General features: G+C 34.2%; 19 protein-coding genes. 14 read left to right on the forward strand and 5 right to left on the reverse strand.

The annotated features are described in order from the left end of the window. Position 1 precedes the first annotated feature (1 nt). From WFH39_RS15010 to WFH39_RS15050, 9 genes are all read left to right on the forward strand, one after another. Positions 2 to 1,315, forward strand: coding sequence for an efflux RND transporter periplasmic adaptor subunit (locus WFH39_RS15010; protein ID WP_002977368.1), 1,314 nt, complete (start codon positions 2 to 4; stop codon positions 1,313 to 1,315). A gap of 38 nt (positions 1,316 to 1,353) precedes the next feature. After that, positions 1,354 to 2,118, forward strand: coding sequence for a methyltransferase family protein (locus WFH39_RS15015; RefSeq protein WP_228370503.1), 765 nt, complete (start codon positions 1,354 to 1,356; stop codon positions 2,116 to 2,118). A 17-nt stretch (positions 2,119 to 2,135) separates the two neighbouring features. Then, positions 2,136 to 3,014, forward strand: coding sequence for a bestrophin family protein (locus tag WFH39_RS15020; protein ID WP_002977372.1), 879 nt, complete (start codon positions 2,136 to 2,138; stop codon positions 3,012 to 3,014). A 27-nt stretch (positions 3,015 to 3,041) separates the two neighbouring features. Then, positions 3,042 to 3,935, forward strand: a complete 894-nt coding sequence (locus WFH39_RS15025) for a cation diffusion facilitator family transporter (RefSeq protein ID WP_002977374.1) — start codon at positions 3,042 to 3,044, stop codon at positions 3,933 to 3,935. A gap of 160 nt (positions 3,936 to 4,095) precedes the next feature. Beyond that, complete coding sequence (locus tag WFH39_RS15030) at positions 4,096 to 6,054, forward strand: LTA synthase family protein (RefSeq protein ID WP_336690453.1); 1,959 nt, start codon at positions 4,096 to 4,098, stop codon at positions 6,052 to 6,054. Between the two features lie 21 nt (positions 6,055 to 6,075). After that, complete coding sequence (locus WFH39_RS15035) at positions 6,076 to 6,528, forward strand: MgtC/SapB family protein (RefSeq protein WP_002977378.1); 453 nt, start codon at positions 6,076 to 6,078, stop codon at positions 6,526 to 6,528. A gap of 30 nt (positions 6,529 to 6,558) precedes the next feature. Further along, positions 6,559 to 8,619 (forward strand): heavy metal translocating P-type ATPase, encoded by a 2,061-nt coding sequence (locus WFH39_RS15040; RefSeq protein ID WP_002977380.1) that lies wholly within the window; start codon positions 6,559 to 6,561, stop codon positions 8,617 to 8,619. Between the two features lie 200 nt (positions 8,620 to 8,819). Beyond that, positions 8,820 to 9,560 (forward strand): phosphatase PAP2 family protein, encoded by a 741-nt coding sequence (locus tag WFH39_RS15045; protein WP_228457505.1) that lies wholly within the window; start codon positions 8,820 to 8,822, stop codon positions 9,558 to 9,560. Between the two features lie 266 nt (positions 9,561 to 9,826). Beyond that, positions 9,827 to 10,900: an endonuclease gene (locus WFH39_RS15050; RefSeq protein ID WP_002977387.1), complete on the forward strand. Its 1,074-nt coding sequence runs from the start codon at positions 9,827 to 9,829 to the stop codon at positions 10,898 to 10,900. A gap of 284 nt (positions 10,901 to 11,184) precedes the next feature. Here WFH39_RS15050 and WFH39_RS15055 read toward each other — a convergent pair whose 3' ends face one another. Further along, positions 11,185 to 11,742, reverse strand: a complete 558-nt coding sequence (locus WFH39_RS15055; protein WP_336690454.1) for a hypothetical protein — start codon at positions 11,740 to 11,742, stop codon at positions 11,185 to 11,187. A gap of 112 nt (positions 11,743 to 11,854) precedes the next feature. Between WFH39_RS15055 and WFH39_RS15060 the strand changes: the two genes are divergently transcribed. Beyond that, entirely contained in the window at positions 11,855 to 12,370 is a 516-nt protein-coding gene (locus WFH39_RS15060) for a DUF255 domain-containing protein (protein WP_336690455.1), read from the forward strand. Positions 12,371 to 12,420: 50 nt separating this feature from the next. On the opposite strand, the gene WFH39_RS15065 is transcribed toward WFH39_RS15060, so the two are convergent. The 4 genes from WFH39_RS15065 to WFH39_RS15080 all read right to left on the reverse strand — a co-directional run bounded on the left by WFH39_RS15065 (position 12,421) and on the right by WFH39_RS15080 (position 13,600). Further along, positions 12,421 to 12,816, reverse strand: a complete 396-nt coding sequence (locus tag WFH39_RS15065) for a DUF7674 family protein (RefSeq protein ID WP_214590568.1) — start codon at positions 12,814 to 12,816, stop codon at positions 12,421 to 12,423. Positions 12,817 to 12,867: 51 nt separating this feature from the next. After that, on the reverse strand, positions 12,868 to 12,999 hold the full coding sequence (locus WFH39_RS15070) for a hypothetical protein (protein WP_256041157.1): 132 nt from the start codon (positions 12,997 to 12,999) through the stop codon (positions 12,868 to 12,870). Positions 13,000 to 13,077: 78 nt separating this feature from the next. Further along, positions 13,078 to 13,434, reverse strand: a complete 357-nt coding sequence (locus WFH39_RS15075) for a DUF7674 family protein (RefSeq protein ID WP_235129903.1) — start codon at positions 13,432 to 13,434, stop codon at positions 13,078 to 13,080. A gap of 1 nt (position 13,435) precedes the next feature. After that, complete coding sequence (locus WFH39_RS15080) at positions 13,436 to 13,600, reverse strand: hypothetical protein (RefSeq protein ID WP_214590566.1); 165 nt, start codon at positions 13,598 to 13,600, stop codon at positions 13,436 to 13,438. Between the two features lie 208 nt (positions 13,601 to 13,808). Here WFH39_RS15080 and WFH39_RS15085 point away from each other — a divergent pair, with 208 nt between their 5' ends. From WFH39_RS15085 to WFH39_RS15100, 4 genes are all read left to right on the forward strand, one after another. Further along, entirely contained in the window at positions 13,809 to 14,822 is a 1,014-nt protein-coding gene (locus tag WFH39_RS15085; RefSeq protein ID WP_235129904.1) for a nucleoid-associated protein, read from the forward strand. A gap of 379 nt (positions 14,823 to 15,201) precedes the next feature. Further along, positions 15,202 to 17,394, forward strand: coding sequence for an ATP-binding protein (locus tag WFH39_RS15090; RefSeq protein ID WP_235129905.1), 2,193 nt, complete (start codon positions 15,202 to 15,204; stop codon positions 17,392 to 17,394). 25 nt (positions 17,395 to 17,419) lie between these two features. Then, positions 17,420 to 17,971 (forward strand): biliverdin-producing heme oxygenase, encoded by a 552-nt coding sequence (locus tag WFH39_RS15095; protein ID WP_336690456.1) that lies wholly within the window; start codon positions 17,420 to 17,422, stop codon positions 17,969 to 17,971. 203 nt (positions 17,972 to 18,174) lie between these two features. After that, positions 18,175 to 19,101 carry a malate dehydrogenase gene (locus WFH39_RS15100; RefSeq protein ID WP_029294870.1) on the forward strand — a complete coding sequence of 309 codons (927 nt, stop codon included), beginning with the start codon at positions 18,175 to 18,177 and terminating at the stop codon, positions 19,099 to 19,101. Positions 19,102 to 19,133 lie beyond the last annotated feature (32 nt).

Genomic DNA, 19,133 nt, shown 5'->3' on the forward strand with positions numbered 1-19,133 from the left:
AATGAAAATCAAATATAGCATTGTATCTCTAGCCTTAATTTCTATTCTAGCGGTCAGCTGTGGAAAAAAAGATGCTCCGGCAGAAGGAGAAGAGAAACCAAAAACAGAACAGGCAGAAGAAAGTCACGAAGAAGCTCCGCAAACTATTGCGGAACTGACTGAAGAACAGATGAAATCTGTAGGAATCAGTCTTGGAACTTTAGAAATGAAAGATTTAGCCTCAACTATTAAGGCAAATGGTGTTCTTCGTGTACCCAATAACAGAAAGGCAACGGTCACTTCACTGTATGGAGGTGTCATTAAGACATTAACCGTTCAGATAGGAGATTATGTAAGACAGGGACAGGTTATTGCTACAATCAGTAACCCTGAATACATTCAGTTACAGGAACAATATCTGACTATTAACAGCAGAATAACTTATGCAGAGCAGGAATTCAGAAGGCAAAAGGAGCTTTTTGACAATGATGCTGGAGCAAAAAAGAATCTGCAAAGTTCTGATGCGGAGCTAAAAAGTTTAAGAACCCAGAGATCATCGTTACAAAGACAATTACAGCTAATGGGAATCAGTCCTGGGAAAGTAAGCAATGGAAACCTAAGATCAGGCTTGGTCATTACATCGCCAATCAGCGGAACAGTTAGTACGATTAATGCACAGATAGGAAGTTATGTTGATGTATCGTCACCGGTTTTGGAGATCATCGATAACAGCTCAATTCATTTGGATTTACAAGTCTTTGAAAGAGATCTTCCCAAAATGAAAGTTGGTCAGATTGTGCAGTTTAAGCTCACCAACAATCCGGAAGAAACCTTTAATGCAAAAGTGTACAGCATCGGATCATCTTTTGAAAATGAAAGTAAAACGATTTCAGTTCATGCAATGGTTACCGGGAACAAAGCTGGCTTGATTGACGGAATGAATATTACAGGAAATGTAAGCCTTGGAAATTCACAAACTCCCGCCGTTCCAAATGAAGCTATTGTAGAAGCCGATGGTAAATTCTATGTATTTGTACAAACTTCTAAAAAAGTGGAAGAGCACGCTGAAGAAAAAGGAGATGACGATCATGGTCACGGGCATGATGAAGGAGAGGCGGAACACGGTCACAAAAATGAAACCGAAGCAGGAAACCATGCAAAGGAGCAGGCTAAGAAAATGAATTTTGAAAAAATTGAAGTGGTAAAAGGGACTTCAGATATGGGTTACACAGCGATTACGCCTGTGAGTGCAATTGCACCTGATGCAAAAATTGTGGTAAAAGGCGCATTCTTCGTGAATGCTAAGCTTTCTAATGCAGGAGACCACGGACATTAATTAATCAATAATCAAGTGAAATCCTATCTTGATTTCACTTGATTTTAAAAATATTAGTTATGCCTTTAAAACAAGAATTAGAAACCCAGGGAAATTGGCTGTTCAGATACAGAAGTTTTTTGCCGATTATCGTTCTGGCGCTTGGCTTAGGAGTTTTTATCCAAAATGTTTTGCTGAAAAACGATAATGATTGTTCACTTTTCTTTGAGATGCTTTGTTTAGCTGTAAGCATTTTAGGTTTGATTATAAGAGTGTATACTGTTGGTTTTACTCCGCATAATACTTCAGGAAGAAATACAAAAGCAGGGCAGGTTGCAGATGAATTAAACACTACAGGTATTTACAGTACAACCAGAAATCCATTGTACTTAGGTAATTTTTTTATGTGGCTTGGGCTTGCGATGTTTACTGAAAATCTGTGGTTTGTAATTTCATTTGTGTTTTTTTATTGGGTCTATTATGAAAGGATTGTTTTTGCTGAAGAGCAATTTTTAGAAAGAAAATTTGGAGAGCAATATACTAAGTGGGCTGATAAAGTACCGGTTTTTATACCGAATTTATACCTTTTCAGAAATACTCATCTTAGCTTCAGTTTAAAAAAAGTTCTATTAAAAGAAAAAAACGGACTTTTTGCCATGTTTCTGATTTTTACTGTTTTTGAAATTACCGGAGAAATTATCCTAAGACATACGCATTATAATATGATTTTTATTGTAGGCTGTATTCTTACTATGATTCTATACATTATTTTAAAAGTAATAAAAAAACGTAAAACAATGTTGCAAAATAAATTTAGTCAATAATTAAAAAATCCTCAATTATGCTTTTAAACAAAAGAATTTCGGTTTGGTATTTTGTTAAACAGATTAAATTTCAGATCGTTTTGATTGTCAGCTTTGCTTTTCTAATAGGCTTTTTAGACGACATTGATTTTTTGAAAAAAATTACCATACCATTGAGTATTCCTGCACTTTTAGGAACTGCTGTCTCTTTACTTTTAGCATTCAGGACTGCACAATCTTATGAAAGATGGTGGGAAGCAAGAACCGTTTGGGGCGCTATTGTGAATGATTCAAGATCATTTATGAGATTAATAAAACAATTTTTCCCTAACTCAGAAAACGATACATCTGAGTTTGCAGAACGACATATCATCTGGCTGAATGCTTTAGGAGAAAGTTTAAGAAAAGTACCTTTTTCAATAAGAGTAAGAGAATACTTAGAATCGCAAAACATCAATGCTTTAAATATTCCCAATGCCCTTTTAGATAAACATTCTGATCACCTTAGGAAATTGGCAGAACAGGAGAATTTATCTGAATACAAATTGGTACAGATGAACGATATGGTCATCAGGTTTTGTGACAGTATGGGAAAATGTGAGCGTTTAAAAAATACTGTTTTCCCTCGTGCCTACAGCATTTTGCTGCATACATTGATTTACGTTTTTGCATTTCTTCTGCCATTTGGACTGGAAGACTCACAACTTGGTGTTGAGATTGCCACGACAATTATTGTACCTGTGATTTTTATAGCTATTGAGAAAACAGCAATCATAATGCAGGACCCCTTTGAAAATACACCGGTAGATACTCCAATGACATCATTAGCAAAAACAATTGAAATCAATCTTTTGCAAATGATCGGAGAGAAGAATGTACCAGTTAAAGAAGTGAGTACAAGCTATTATGAAATGTAGGCTTAATCTAATACAAATCTTAGTGTTATGAACGATCAGAATAAAAATATTTCGGCTTCTGCAAAACATAAAAGAAATCTTTTAATTGTCTTATGTTTAAGTGGCACTTATATGATTGCCGAAGTTATTGGCGGTTTAGCTACTAAAAGTCTTGCGCTACTTGCCGATGCAGCTCATATGCTTACTGATGTGGTCGGATTATTCCTTGCTTTTATAGCAATCAAAATTGGTGAAAGAAAAGCCGATGCACAGAAAACATTCGGCTATTACCGAACAGAAATTCTGGCGGCAGTAATCAATGCGGTAGTTCTGTTGGGAATTTCTGTATATGTATTGTTTGAAGCATGGCAAAGGTTCAAAAATCCCCCTGAAGTACAGAGCACAGCTATGATGATCGTTGCCGGAATAGGCTTGCTGGTGAATATTATCGGAATCATGATTATTAGAAAAGATTCAGGTGAAAGCCTAAATATGAAGGGTGCCTACTTTGAGGTTCTTTCTGACGCGCTTACCTCAGTAGGAGTAATGATTGCCGGAGTTATTATGTTGACGACAGGATGGTATTATGCTGATCCCCTTATTTCCGCTGTGATAGGGTTATTAATATTTCCGAGAACCTGGAAGCTCTTGAAAGAAGCTGTGAATGTTTTATTAGAAGGAACTCCAAAAGATGTCAATATAGAAGAGCTTAGAAATTCTTTGGAATCTGTAAAAGGAGTTATTAAACTTCATGATCTCCACGTTTGGTCATTGACTTCCGGCGTTAATGCGATGAGTTCCCACGTAGTAGCCGACCATCAGGAAGATCTCAATAAACTTTTGAAAAATTTGTCAGATAAAGCCACCTCTGAATTTAAAATTAGCCATACTACATTCCAAATTGAAACTGAAGGGCACCAAGAGGGGGAGGTTCATCTATAATAGCAGTTGTGCCATCTTGCATTAATAGATGAAATAAGTAAATGGGAAAATTTCTAAAACATCAAATAGACTATGAATTATAAAAATCTGGGTCTATTCAAGATGAATTACATACTTACGTATTTTTTTACGCAATTAATCATTTCAAATATTTAGATATATGAAATTAAAACAAAACTATTGGGGCAATTACACATTACTGGTTTATTCTTTTTTATTTTATCTGGTATCGTCTTTACTTCTCCGATTTGGATTTTTAGCAGTCAGTTTTCAAAAGGCTGATTTATCTCTGTTACCTATAATGAAAATTTTTCTTCTGGGATTTTTGTTTGACTTTGGAGTTGGATTATTCTTTCTGCTACCATACAGTTTTTATCTATTGATTTTTCCTCAGAAATACATAAGGTCTTTATTCAATAAAATTATTACCTACAGCACTTTTATTATTTTTCTTCTTATACATTTATTTTCATTTTTTGCCGAGGTTACATTTTGGCAGGAGTTTGAGAGCCGATTTAATTTTATTGCTGTAGATTATTTGGTATATACTTACGAAGTTATTAATAACATAAATGAGTCTTACCCTTTACCCGTTTTGATATCATCGATACTTCTGCTTATGACCTTAATATTTATTTTGTTTTACAAAAGCAAAATATTCTTTTTTTCATTTAACGGACAACATAAATTTTCGGTTAGACTAATTGTTTTTTTAGGATTTTTCTGCCTTACCATAATATACTCTTTGTTTATCAGTAATAGTTTAGCAGATAAAAGTGTCAATCGTTATCAAAATGAAATTTCTAAGGCAGGAATTTATTCGTTTTTCTCCGCCTATAAAAACAATGAAATCAATTACGATCATTTTTACAAACTAATTGATAACGAAAGCGCTTTTAAAATAGTTAGAACTGATTTGAACGATAATCAAAGATTTTTCTCAAATAACCTTTCTATAGAACGAAAAATATCCAGCAAACAAAATCTTATAAAGCCAAATATTATAATGATAACAATGGAAAGTTTCAGCGCGGACTTTATGGGTACTTTCGGGAATAAACAAGGGCTTACTCCAAATTTAGATTCTTTAGCCGGCGGTGGCATTTTATTCTCACAAATGTATGCTACAGGAACCAGAACAGTGCGTGGAATGGAGGCTTTGTCGTTAGCTGTCCCACCAACGCCAGGCAACAGTATTGTCAGAAGAGAAGATAATGATCATCTTACAACTATAGGCTCAATTTTTAGTGCACAAGGTTACGATAACACATTTATTTATGGAGGAGATGGATATTTTGATAATATGAATAAATATTTTGGAAATAACGGATATGATATTATAGATAAGAAGAGAAATCCTTTGGCAAAAGAAAACTATCAGGCATTGAGGACGCCGATCAACCAGAAAGAAATTACGTTTGAAAATGCATGGGGGATTTGTGACGAAGATTTATACAATCAAGTGATTAAACAGGCAGACCAGAAATATAAACAAGGAAAATCTTTTTATGATTTTGTGATGACCACTTCCAATCACCGTCCGTTTACATATCCTGATGGCAAAATTGATATACCATCCGGTTCGGGTAGGGAAGGTGCAATAAAATATACAGATTATGCTATCGGACAATTCTTTAAAAAAGCTAGAAGTAAGCCGTGGTTTAAAAATACAGTATTTGTGATTGTAGCTGATCACTGCGCAAGTAGCGCAGGTAAAAATGAAATTGATATTTCCAAATATCATATCCCAGCAATGATTATAAATCTTCCGAACCAAAACTCTTTAAAAATTGAAAAAATGTGTTCACAAATTGATCTTTATCCAACTTTATTTGATTTAATGGGATGGAACTACAGAAGTAACCTTTATGGTAAGAATGTTTTGAGCGACAATTATATTCCTAGAATTTTTGTAAGTACCTATCAAAAGTTGGGATATATGGAAAACGATAAACTTGTGATATTGAGCCCTCAGCAGAAAGTGGAAGCTTATTTATATAATAAAACGCAAAATCAACAGATACCAAAGATTTTTTCTGATCAGTATATTAACAAGGCTGTCGCAAATTATCAAACTGCATATTATCTCTATAAAAATCAAGGTTTGAAACAAAAATAATCAAGTAATGTTAGATACAACATGGATATAAAATTTGAACTTATTCTTTCAGGCAAATTGCTGCTATCTATATTATTCGGCAGCATTATAGGTTATGAAAGAGAAGCAGCTCATAAAGATGCCGGTATACGAACGTTTGCTATTCTTTGCTTGGCATCTTGTCTTTTTGTTGCGGTTGCCTCTCATCTTACAGATGATAAATCAGCGATAGCCAGAATGCTTGCAGCAATTCCGGCAGGACTTGGATTTATAAGTGCTGGATTAGCATTAAAAGATAAATCAAGCAATATGCAGGGATTAACAACATCTACAGCACTATGGGCAGCGTCAGCTATTGGAGCGGCTCTTGCCTTAAATATGTTTTTATTGTCATTTTTAGCAACTGTTCTCACCCTTTTTGTATTAAGCCTGAATAAATTCAAATGGTATAAAAACTGGATTGCAAAGAAGGAGCAAAGTAAAAATTTAAAATAAAAAATTAAAAATCACTTAAAATATACTTCTATGAAACATCAACACACTTACGATGAGCAAGGTAACCAGCTTTGCTGTACGCCTCAGGAAGGCAAGATTTATAAGGATGCAGGAGCCAAAAAACTCATTGTTGAGGATAATGGCTGTTGTTCAACAAATGTAAAGAAAGAAGTACAGCATCATTCCGATGACGATGGACATAACCACGATCATGACAATAGTGATAAGAGTACTTTTCAGATGTTCCTTCCCGCAATAGTTTCATTGTTATTGCTTCTGTTGGGAATTGCGTTAGATAATTATTTTAAACCAGACTGGTTTAAAGATTGGATTCGTATTGTTTGGTATGCAGCAGCTTATGCCCCTGTCGGGCTTCCTGTTTTAAAAGAAGCTTTTGAAAGCATTAAGGATGGTGATGTTTTCTCTGAATTCTTTTTGATGAGTATCGCAACTATAGGAGCTTTTATAATTGGTGAATATCCTGAAGGTGTAGCTGTTATGTTATTTTATGCTGTAGGGGAAGTTTTTCAAACACTAGCAGTAACAAGAGCAAAAAGTAATATTAAAGCTCTTCTTGATCAAAGACCGGATGAGGTGACAATTATTGAAAATAACGAAACAAAAACTATTAAAGCTTCCAATGCAGAGATAGGGCAAACCATACAGTTAAAACCTGGAGAAAAACTTGCTTTGGATGGAGAGCTTATTTCAGATTCAGCATCTTTTAATACGGCAGCACTAACCGGCGAAAGTAAACCTGATACAAAAAATAAAGGAGAGACTGTTCTTGCAGGGATGATTAATATGAATAGTGTTGCTTTGGTAAAAATCAATACAGCTTATGAGGACAGTAAACTCAGTAAGATTTTAGAATTGGTTCAAAATGCGACTGCGCAGAAGGCACCTACGGAGCTGTTTATAAGAAGATTTGCAAGAGTTTATACTCCGATTGTTGTTGTGTTAGCAGTACTGATATGTCTTATTCCATATTTTTTTGTCGATAATTATATTTTTAGAGATTGGTTATACAGAGCTTTGATCTTTCTGGTAATTTCTTGTCCTTGTGCTTTAGTCATTTCAATTCCTTTAGGGTATTTTGGAGGTATTGGTGCAGCAAGTCGAAACGGAATTTTATTTAAAGGCAGTAATTTTCTAGATAAGATTGCCGAAATAAAAAATGTTGTGATGGATAAAACCGGTACTATGACGGAAGGAGTATTTAAAGTTCAGGAAGTCGATATTAAATCAGAATTTGATAAAAATGAAATCCTTAAGATGGTTAATGTTGTAGAGAGCAAGAGTACCCATCCTGTGGCAACTGCTATCCACGAATATGTTGGCGATTTGGATACATCAATTAATGTTGAGAATTCTGAGGAAATTGCAGGTCATGGTCTTAAAGCTGTAATCAACGGTAAGGATATACTCGTAGGGAATTTCAAGCTTATGGATAAGTTCAATATTCAATATGATGTTGATCCTTCAAAAATTGTTTACACCGTTATTGCAATTGCTTATGATAAAAAATTTGCAGGCTACATAACTATCGCTGATAGTATTAAAGACGATGCTAAAAAAACTTTAGAACTGTTACATAATTTAAATGTAAAGGCAACAATGCTTAGTGGTGACAAAACAAGCGTTGTAAAATATGTCGCAGAACAAATAGGAATTGACAACGCTTTCGGTGACCTTCTTCCTGAGGATAAAGTGAACAAGGTGAAAGAAATAAAATCCAAAAATGAGAGCGTTGCATTTGTTGGTGACGGTGTTAATGATGCCCCAGTGGTTGCTTTAAGTGATGTCGGTATTGCCATGGGCGGCTTAGGGAGTGATGCGACCATTGAGACTGCTGATGTCGTGATTCAAGATGATAAACCTTCAAAAATACCAATGGCTATTAACATTGGCAAAAAAACTAAAAGAATTGTCTGGCAGAACATCATTTTAGCATTTGTGGTCAAAGCAATTGTTTTAATTCTTGGAGCCGGAGGATTGGCAACAATGTGGGAAGCTGTTTTTGCAGATGTAGGTGTTGCATTGATTGCAATTCTAAATGCTGTACGCATCCAACGAATGAATTTCAAATAAAAATAACATAGCATTCTAATTTCACTAATCACTTAAGAAAAGTTCCAACAAATATCAATTAAAATAAAGTTCTCAAACCGAGAACAGGTTGTTTATTGAAAATATTCAACAAAACTATTTACTCTAATTTTTCAATTAATGCAATGATAATCAATATTATAAATAAGATTCCAGTTCTTTTTTTTATGCTAGTATGCAATTTGGCTTTAGCACAGGATAGCTTAACAGTAAGTGAAAAAATTGGGGATACGATTGCTGTCCAAAAACCTGAAAATAATTTTAGTTATAAGAGACTTATAGCCCCTACAAGTTTAATATCCATAGGAGCGATGAGTTTCGCTATTCCTAAAATGAAAGAATTTGATGCAGGAGTACGAAAAGAAGTAAAAGACCATAATCTTCATAATTCTACATTGGATAATTATACCCAATTCATACCTGCCGTGATGGTTTATGGATTTAATATTTCAGGTTTGAAAGGCAAGCATAATTTAAGAGAAAGAACAATTATTCTTGCAACATCGCAGCTAATATCGACAGCAATCGTAATACCTTCAAAATATTTAATTGGAGAAGAACGCCCAGATAAATCCAACAATATGTCTTTTCCGTCTGGGCATGCAGCAATTGCTTTTTCAACAGCGCAGTTTATGTATAGAGAATATAGAGACAGTAATTATTGGCTCAGTTTATCAGGATATCCATTTGCAATATTCACAAGTGTTTACAGAGTTATTAATAACAAACACTGGGTAACAGATGTAGTAGCGGGCGCTGGGGTAGGAATACTTTCAACCGAATTAGCTTATTGGCTATTTCCGAAAATCAATATGTTTTTATCAGCTAATAAAAACAAAAAATCTGTCTCTATGCTTGCCCCTCTTTATCAAAAGAATGGTCATAGCAATACTTTTGGGATTAATTATCAGATAACCTTCTAATTTAGAACATGGGATTTAAACGACGTTTTAGAAGAAAAATTATTCGAAGAGGTAAGCACAGGCTTACTTCTCAAGATCTTTTTTTTATTGTTGGCTGGCTTCTTTTTATGCTCCTTTTGGTAATTCATCAGGTATACAATTTTAATATCAAATATGTTAAGATTCATTCGCATCCTTCGGAAAAAACACACACTCATAATGACGGAAAATGACAAATTATCAACAAATTTTTTAAACCATAATATTAACCCTTTATTTAAATCAAAATGAAAAAACTTGTACTAACTCTTTTGGTAAGCCTTGTATTAAATTCTGTTTATGGACAGGCTCCGTCAAACTATTATGATGGCACTGCGGGATTATCAGGAGCTTCTTTAAAGTCAAAGTTGAAAACTATCATTACCAACGGCCACCAAGATAATGGCTATGGCAATTTGCTGACAGCTTTTCAAAGCACAGATAGGGATTATTTCTACGAAAATGATGGAACTGTAATGGATATGTATTCTGAAAATCCGACAGGAACAGATCCATATATTTATAATCATGGAGTCAAACAATGTGGAAATTATAGTGTTGAAGGAGACTGTTACAACCGAGAACATGTCGTACCGCAAAGTTTATTTAATCAGAATTTACCGATGAGATCTGATGTCCATTTTGTTACACCTACTGACGGAAAAGTCAACGGAATGCGATCAAATTATCCTTTTGGAAAAGTAGGATCAACCTCATTTACATCACTAAACGGTTCTAAACTGGGAAGTTCAGTATCTGCAGGTTATGCGGGGACTGTTTTTGAACCAATTGATGAGTTTAAAGGTGATATTGCCAGAATGATATTATATTTTGTAACCAGATACGAGACGCAGCTATCAGGTTTCAGCAGCGGAAACATATTAGGTAGTACAGCCTACCCTGGCTTACAGACATGGGAATTAAAACAATTACTCGAGTGGAATAATTTAGATCCTGTTTCTCCTTTTGAGATAGCAAGAAATAATGCGGCATTCACTTACCAAGGTAATAGAAATCCATACATCGATCGTCCTGAGTTCGTCGCTTTAATTTGGGGTGCTTATATGGGAGTTGCAGATGTAGATTTGTCAAAAAGTCTTGTGATCGTTCCTAATCCCGTAAAAGATAATAAGATTTATGTGTTAGGCGGAAAAAATCTAGGACAATATAAAATTGCTTTGATTTATAATATGACTGGTCAATTAGTACAGACAATTGAAAATCCATTTCAAAAAGATAATACAATTATTCTTACAGATCTTCCTAAGGGTATTTATATTTTGAAAACTGGCGATCTGAATACAAAGTTTATTATAAAATAAATCAATAAAAAAGATTATTTATAAAATACTGTTCTAAGTCAAAAAAATTATAATATTGGTTAGATTGTAAATTATAATATCTCCCATTAGTTGAGAAGGTTTTTATGTGTAAATATTTAATACATAAATAAAGAATAACTTTTTTGTACCATATTTGTACCATAAAAATATAACTATTTGATTTATAGTAGTTATTATATTAGAAGAAGTGAAATAAGACTTAATAAGTCAGATAATATAGAAAATCCCCGAGCGAAAGCTCGGGGATTTTTGCTTTCCGGAAATTATTTTCCGGAATCAATTTTTTTAATTTCATTTAAAAAATATTCTACGCTTTTTATTTTCAAGGTTTTATAACCTTCATCATTAATGCTTTTTAATTGAGCTTTAGTAAAATTATCTGTTTTTTCTTTTAAAATAGAATCTCTAATGGTAATGATCTCTTTTGCGGAATAAATTTCACCTTTGAAATAAGATTTAATATCATTTCTTTCTCCAACACAGCCATCTATATATTTCATGAATAAAGGATTGTCATAATAATATTGATAGATCTCAAGAAATCTCTTATCGTTTCTTTTAAAAAGTTCTTTTCCGGAATATAATCGTAAAGAATTGCTTCCGTTTTTTGCCAGATAAAAAAGCTCATCATTGGTAGCAATTTTCGCTAATTTTCTGAAATCATCATACAGTTTACTTCTTTCACCACCTATTCCGATATGTGAAGATTCTGCATACTGTATTGTATCTAAAGGTCTGGCTAACATTTTTACTTTTTTAGAAATCTGCGCTTCACAAAAAAAGGTTGTAAGAAGTAAGAAGATTGTACTATTCAACTTCATTTTAAATTTTTTGTTTACAAAAATAAAAGAATTGGAGTAACTTATTTTTTTCCTGAATATTTTACAGCACAAAGAAAATGTTTACATTCGTAGAAATTAAATCAGATCCAAAATGAAAATTTCTAAAATTCTATTGCTTTTAGGCTTGTTATTATTCCAGTTACATTTTGCTCAGGAAAAAGCGGATGTTGTTTTAAACAAAGCGCTGAGCGAAGCTAAATCTAAAAATAAAAATGTATTGCTGATGTTTCATGCATCATGGTGCAAATGGTGCCACGTCATGGAAAAGAACATGAATTTACCTGAAACAAAGCCGATTTTTGATAAAAAATTTGTTGCGGCTTATGTTGATGTTCAGGAAATAGGCGAGAAGAAAAAACTTGAAAATCCCGGTGGAGAAGCATTGATGGAAAAGTACAAAGGCAAAGAAGCCGGACTTCCGTTCTGGCTCGTCCTGAATCCGAAAGGGGAGGTTCTTGCGGATTCTTTCAATGATAAAAACGAAAATCTGGGATGTCCGTCAACGGCTGAAGAAGTAGATACTTTTGTTGCCAAACTTAAAAGATCTTCAAAAATGAACGACAAGGAACTTCAGACGGTCAAACAGACTTTTTTAAAGAAGAATTAAAAAGTTTCGGCGAAGCCAAAGGCTTCGCCGAAACTATATTTAAAGATAATTTACTTTCCGAAAAAGATTTTATCCTGCTTCCGCTGGTCGTTGTAGATCACCTGAAAAGTAACAGGCATATATTGGTAAAGAAGTTTCCAGTGGGAAATCTTAGCGTGCTTTTTAAAACTTTCAAAAGACCGTACAAAAAGATTTTCGATCATGTCTTTTACATAAGAATCTCCGCCTTTATAGATCATTTCCATCAGTTTGATGTGGTGGGCAATAATATTTACCTTAGCTTCCTGAAGAAGTTTTTTCAGGTAATTAATCGTTGCCTGCATAATTCCTGCAAAATTATCCTGAGAAGACAATTGGGTAATTTCTGTGCGAAGGGGTGGATAGAAAAATTTTAAATACTCACTAGCTATTTTTTGATTAATAGTTGGCATCTGTACATTCATCATAATTAATATTTTTCGTAACACTTTCTATTGCGGCGAAAACTGTACCAAAGTTTACAGAATTGCTGCAAAAACAAAAACTCCTACAATTACAGCGATGTGCGTTGCCAGAATTTCAATATTATGTCTGTTGGTGGTGGTTTGGAGCGTTTTCCAGTCAGAAATTCTTCTTATTTTAGATTTCATAATCGGTTGATTTTTAATGAGGTTTTATTTTTAAATTTTGATGCTTCTGTAATAAGATCTTCAAAAAATGTAATAAACTCAGATGTTATGACTGTAGATTTGTCTGGAATAGGCGGTCTGAAGATCTTTGGAAATATGACTAAAGATCATTTTTCGGTATTCCTCGCTACAGAAAGCGGTAGAATTGTCCAGAGAAAAAATAAACGTATGTTCCACAGCGTTTTTAAGAACAGCATCTCCGTTTCTGTAAATATCATCCATCTTTTTCAGACATAGAAACAGAATATTCCGGTCATTTTGTTTAATTCTCAATCTGATGTTGTCTGTAAAAGTCTGGATAAGACCATAAGAGTTTTGCTTTCTGTTCTTTTTCAGTTCATTTTCAATCTCAGGAATTACTTCTTTGATTTCCTGTGCAGCTTCTAAATAGTTCATATTATTGTTGATTAAGTTCCAAAATTTTAATACATGCCCCGAAAGTAAAAACCGCCAAAAAAGCAACAATCAGAAGATGATAGGGTTTCAGCCATTTCGGAGTTTGCGGTCCTTTGCTTTTTAATCTTCTCAGCTTATCTATTCTGTTCAAAGTTTTTAAGTCCATATTCTTATGTTTTGAGAATGATGCTGCCAAAGAAATGCCTTTGAATTTTAATTTAAATTAAAGTGTTGATTATTAATGTTTTGTTTATTTATTTTGATTTTTAAAATCCTTCAAAATCTTATCAAAATGATAGCATAGTTATCATTATGGAAATCCTCGCGATTGTCTGATTTTATTAATATCTTTGCAGTCCAAAAATATTCAGGAAATGTTTTCAAAAATCGTAGTACATAGAGTCGGAAATAAAATCAACGGAGAATCTTTAACGCTTTCTCAGGAAGAACTGCAATTGGAAGAAGGAATGGCAGAACTGCTGGAAAATTACTTCTTAGGTTCCTTTAAATCAGAAGAAACCTTCCATTTTTACAGCGATTCTTATCTGGTGAATAATCCCGTGTACAGTTCGGTTTCCGAGATTTTTGATGACAAGTCGAAATTCCTCTGGGAATCTGAAAACATCGCCAAACATCTCTTTGAAGCTGCTGAAAACCCGAGAGTTCAGGGTGGGGAATTGTTCATTGTATATTTTGAAGACGAAAGAGAAGGAACCGAAAGAGTAGACAAGATCGGAATTTTTAAAACCGAAAAAAGAGAATCTTTCCTTAAAATTGCTCCCAATGATGAAACTTTCGACATCGAAAAAGATCAGGGAATCGGTTTGTCTAAAATAGATAAGGCGGCTTTAATCTATAATAACGATAAAGAAACAGGATACGTTCTCTCTGTTGTGGATAACAATAAAAACGGGGATATGTATTACTGGTTCGAAGATTTTTTAAAGGTAAAACAGCGCGACGACGAATATTTCCATACACAGGAAGCTTTAATGGTGTATAAAGACTACATCACAAAGCAATTGCCTCAGGAATTTGAAGTTTCCAAAGCAGATCAGGCAGATTTTTTGAACAAATCAATCAATTTTTTCAAAGAAAAAGAAGAATTTAAGCTGGATGAATTTGCTGCTGAGGTTTTGGGCGACGAACACGTAATAGAAAGTTTCAACAATTTTAAAACCGATTACGAACAGGATATGCAGATTAACATTGCGGAAGAATTCCCGATTAGTGAAGCGGCTGTAAAGAAAACGCAGAGACATTTTAAAAGCATCATTAAATTAGACAAAAACTTCCACATCTACATCCACGGCGACCGACAGAAAATTGCACAGGGTGAAGACGAAAATGGAAAATATTATATGCTTTATTTCGAAAAAGAAGTATAATTATAAGAATTCACATTTTTACAGACTGAGATTTCTCTGAAGTAGGAAACAGAAAATAATTTATAAACATCCATTATTTTGAAAGTTTAAATAATGGGTGTTTTTTTTTGTATAAATAAAGGTGTTTTGGTGAAAATTTTTAATGAATATGGTATATTTATGCTAATTGGGAAAATTTATAACGGTTTATGGTTAAATTTAGTTAAAGGTAGTTTTTGCAATTCCGGTTTTGAATTTTCTGTATATCCTATGAACAAAGAAAAATATTCTTTAAAACTCATATTTTGTTGAATTTTTATAAATTTATGTGGTATGTGTTTGTATAGAAAAAATCCATTTAGATTAAAAAAGTCGTATATTTGATAGGTCAAAACATTATATGAATTTTGTTGAGTGTCATGAAGAGCCTATTCATATTCCGGGCTACTTACAAAGTTTTGGTTATCTGATTGGCATTGATGCAAAGTCTCATTCCATAGCTTTTTTTAGTAAGAATATTGAGGATATATTTAATATCGAAAATGCAGATCAGCTTTTTGATAAGAAGCTTACGGATTTTCCGGAAAGCTTTAAAAGCATTATAGATTCTGATATTTATAATTCTTTATCCGACTTTACGAAAAGAGAAAACGAAACCTATTTTGATAAAATCTTTATTGGAGGTGCAGAATATCATTTTTCTGTTTTCAGAAGCAAGGATAATATTTTTCTTGAGTTTGAAAAAGTTATCGTTAATCCCAACAAAAGGATCTCCAACAAATACGATAATTTTTACATTATTGATGATGAACAGGAGATCTGGGATCAGCTTTTAAATACGCTTTCAAAAATCGTGAATTACGACCGGATGATGGTTTACAAATTCATGATGGACGGTTCGGGAAAAGTAATTGCGGAGAAAAGAGACGAGAATATCGAGAGTTATCTCGGGCTGCATTATCCTGAATCCGACATTCCGAAACAGGCAAGAGAACTTTATCTTAAAAAAAGAAAAAGAATTTTCAGCAATGTTCATTCGGAGACTGTTCCTATCCTCAGCAAATCCCGTGAAACCATAGATCTTACCTATTCCGGATCACGTGGTATGTCACCTATTCATGGTCAGTACATCAAAAACTCCGGAGCTTCTTCCAGTTTCAGTATATCTATTATCATTGATGATTATCTTTGGGGGCTGGTTACCTGCCAGAACTCAGAGCCAAAACATATTGATCTTGAAGATCGTGTTCAGGCAGGAATTTTTACGGCTTTGGCTTCCAATGCCTACTCGTCCTTCAAAGCAAAAAAAGAGCTTGAATACCGTCTGTATCTTAACGAAAAATGTTCCAGATTAAAAGAGGAATTTTTAAAATATAACAATCTTTTCGATTCTTTAATTGAAAATAAAGCTCAGATAAAAGATCTTCCTGAAGCGGACGGGCTTGCTATTATTGCTGACGACAAAATCGTTACCGATGGAGAAACTCCCCGCCAGGAAATCATTGAAAATCTTGTACAGTGGGCGCATAAAAATATAGACGAAAATATCTATCTCAGCAGAAGTTTTCTGAAAGATCACGGAAAAGACCTTGATCTTGATGAAAAGTGTGCTGGAGTGGCTTTTTATTTCATAGAAAAGTCTAAAAATAATCTGCTGATCTGGTTCCGTAAAGAATTTGATGAACACATAAACTGGGCGGGAAATCCTGAAAAGAAGATCGATGTAATTGTGAAAAACGGAGAGGAAACACGAGTGGTTTCTCCCAGAACTTCTTTTCATATTTTTACCGAAGACATCAAAGGAAATTCCAAAAGATGGAACTCCAGAAACGTTGCGGCATTACAGGCAGTTCGTGATCTAATCCTTGAAACGTCTCATAAAAATTACATTACCATTAAAAGGCTTAATGATGAGCTTAAAAAAGTGAATGAAGAACTCGACAGTTTTTCTTACACGATTTCTCATGATCTGGGGACGCCGCTTACGGTAATGAAACTTAATGCTCAGATGCTTCTGAAAAGTCTTACGGACGGTTCGGATAAAAGCAGAAATAAAATCAATTCCATCATCGAAGAAATCGATAATATGGCGGAAATGATGCATGATGTGCTCCAGTTAAGCCGTGCCAAACACAGCGAAATAGAACTGGAAAGATTACAGACCGCACAAACCATTGCAAAGATCGCCGAAAATGCAAAAATAACTTTTGATACTTCCGAAAGTGAAGTTATCATCAATGAATGTCCGGATGTTCTTGCCGATAAAACCATGCTTCATCAGGCGTTCCTGAATATCATCAATAACGCCATCAAATATTCTTCTCATCAGGAAAATCCAAAAGTAATCATAGGAGGACAGGAAGAAGAGAATATGGTAGTCTACAGAATTGCAGATAACGGAATCGGAATTCCGGAAGAAAATAAGCATAAAATGTTTAAAATTTTCAACAGAATGGATAATGCGAAAAAGTTTAAAGGAAACGGAGTAGGATTATCGATCGTGCACAGAATCATGCAGAGACTTGGCGGAAGCGTAGATTACGAAAGCAGTAAAAACGGGACGACTTTCATTCTTACCTTCAAAAAACCTTAATTACAAATTACTTTAAAATTCCGTTATGGTATCTGAATATCTAAAACAAAATACGGCAGAATTTCACGATGCCGCGGAAAAACTTTTTAACTCTAAAAAAATATTCGACAGAACTTTTACGCTGGAAGATTATAAAAAGATCATTGGCAGAAATTACCTGATGCTTCTTCATTCCGAAGATAAAATTTTCAACAGTCTTTCAGAAAAATTCTCAGAAAGTTTACAGCTTGAGAAAAGAAAAAAGCTTCCTTTGATTGAGCAGGATCTTAAAAGTCTGGATATGAAAAATCAGCAGGTTTCTGAAGAGCTTAGTTTTTCAAATGAAAATGAAGCTTTAGGAGCAATGTACGTTATTGAAGGTTCTACTCTGGGAGGAAATGTTATTGCAAAACAGCTTTCCAGAACGGAAGGATTTGATGATGTTACGTTCAACTTTTTCGGCTGTTACCGTGAAAATACAGGATTTATGTGGAAGAACTTTAAGGAAGTTCTTGATAATGAGGTTTCTGAGAAAAATTATGATGAGGTTTTATCGGGGGCTAAAAAACTGTATGCCTTTCTTCTAAATGTCCGTTAACTGCTGTCTACAACATAAATATCACTTTTAAAGATAATTAAATTCCTGAAAGATTGCCTAATTTTTCAGGAATTGTTAAATTTGGGAGTTTTCAATTGTAAGCCAAAAGTAAACAAACAATTCAAATAAATAAATTTTAAAAGTTATATTATGAAATTGCAAAGTTTCGTAATACCATTAAAAAACAATAAATTAAGTATATTATGAAAGTAACTGTAGTAGGTGCAGGCGCTGTAGGAGCAAGCTGTGCAGAATACATCGCAATGAAAAACTTCTGTTCAGAAGTAGTTTTAGTAGACATTAAAGAAGGTTTCGCAGAAGGTAAGGCAATGGATTTGATGCAGACAGCATCGCTTAACGGATTCGATACAAAAATTACCGGAACAACAGGAGATTACAGCAAAACTGCAGGTTCTCACGTAGCGGTTATTACTTCAGGTATTCCAAGAAAACCGGGAATGACGAGAGAAGAATTAATCGGAATTAACGCGGGAATCGTAAAAGAAGTTACTGAAAACTTAGTAAAACATTCTCCGGAAGTAATCATCATCGTAGTTTCTAACCCAATGGATACAATGGCTTATCTGGTACACAAAACTTCAGGTCTTCCTAAGCATAAAATCATCGGAATGGGTGGTGCATTAGACTCTGCAAGATTCAAGTACAGATTGGCAGAAGCTTTAGAAGCTCCGATCTCTGATGTAGACGGAATGGTAATCGCTGCTCACAGTGATACAGGAATGCTTCCTCTATTAAGCAAAGCAACAAGAAACGGAGTACCTGTAACAGAATTCTTAGATGCTGAACAACAGAAATACGTTATTGAAGAAACTAAAGTAGGAGGTGCAACGCTTACCAAATTATTAGGAACTTCAGCTTGGTACGCTCCGGGAGCAGCAGTTTCTGTAATGGTTCAGGCAATTGCTTGTGACCAGAAAAAAATGATCCCATGTTCTTTAATGCTTGAAGGAGAATACGGACAAAATGATATCTGCCTTGGTGTTCCTGCCATTATCGGAGCAAATGGGGTAGAAAAAATCGTAAACGTAACCCTTACTGCTGAAGAGCAGTTGAAATTCGCTGAAGCTGCCAATGCGGTAAGAGAAGTGAATGGAGATCTGAAGTTTTAATATTTTAAACTTTATATACAAGGAATCCGCGC

The sequence above is a fragment of the Chryseobacterium sp. MMO-72 genome, from assembly GCF_037146035.1.
Lineage (GTDB): Bacteria > Bacteroidota > Bacteroidia > Flavobacteriales > Weeksellaceae > Chryseobacterium > Chryseobacterium indicum.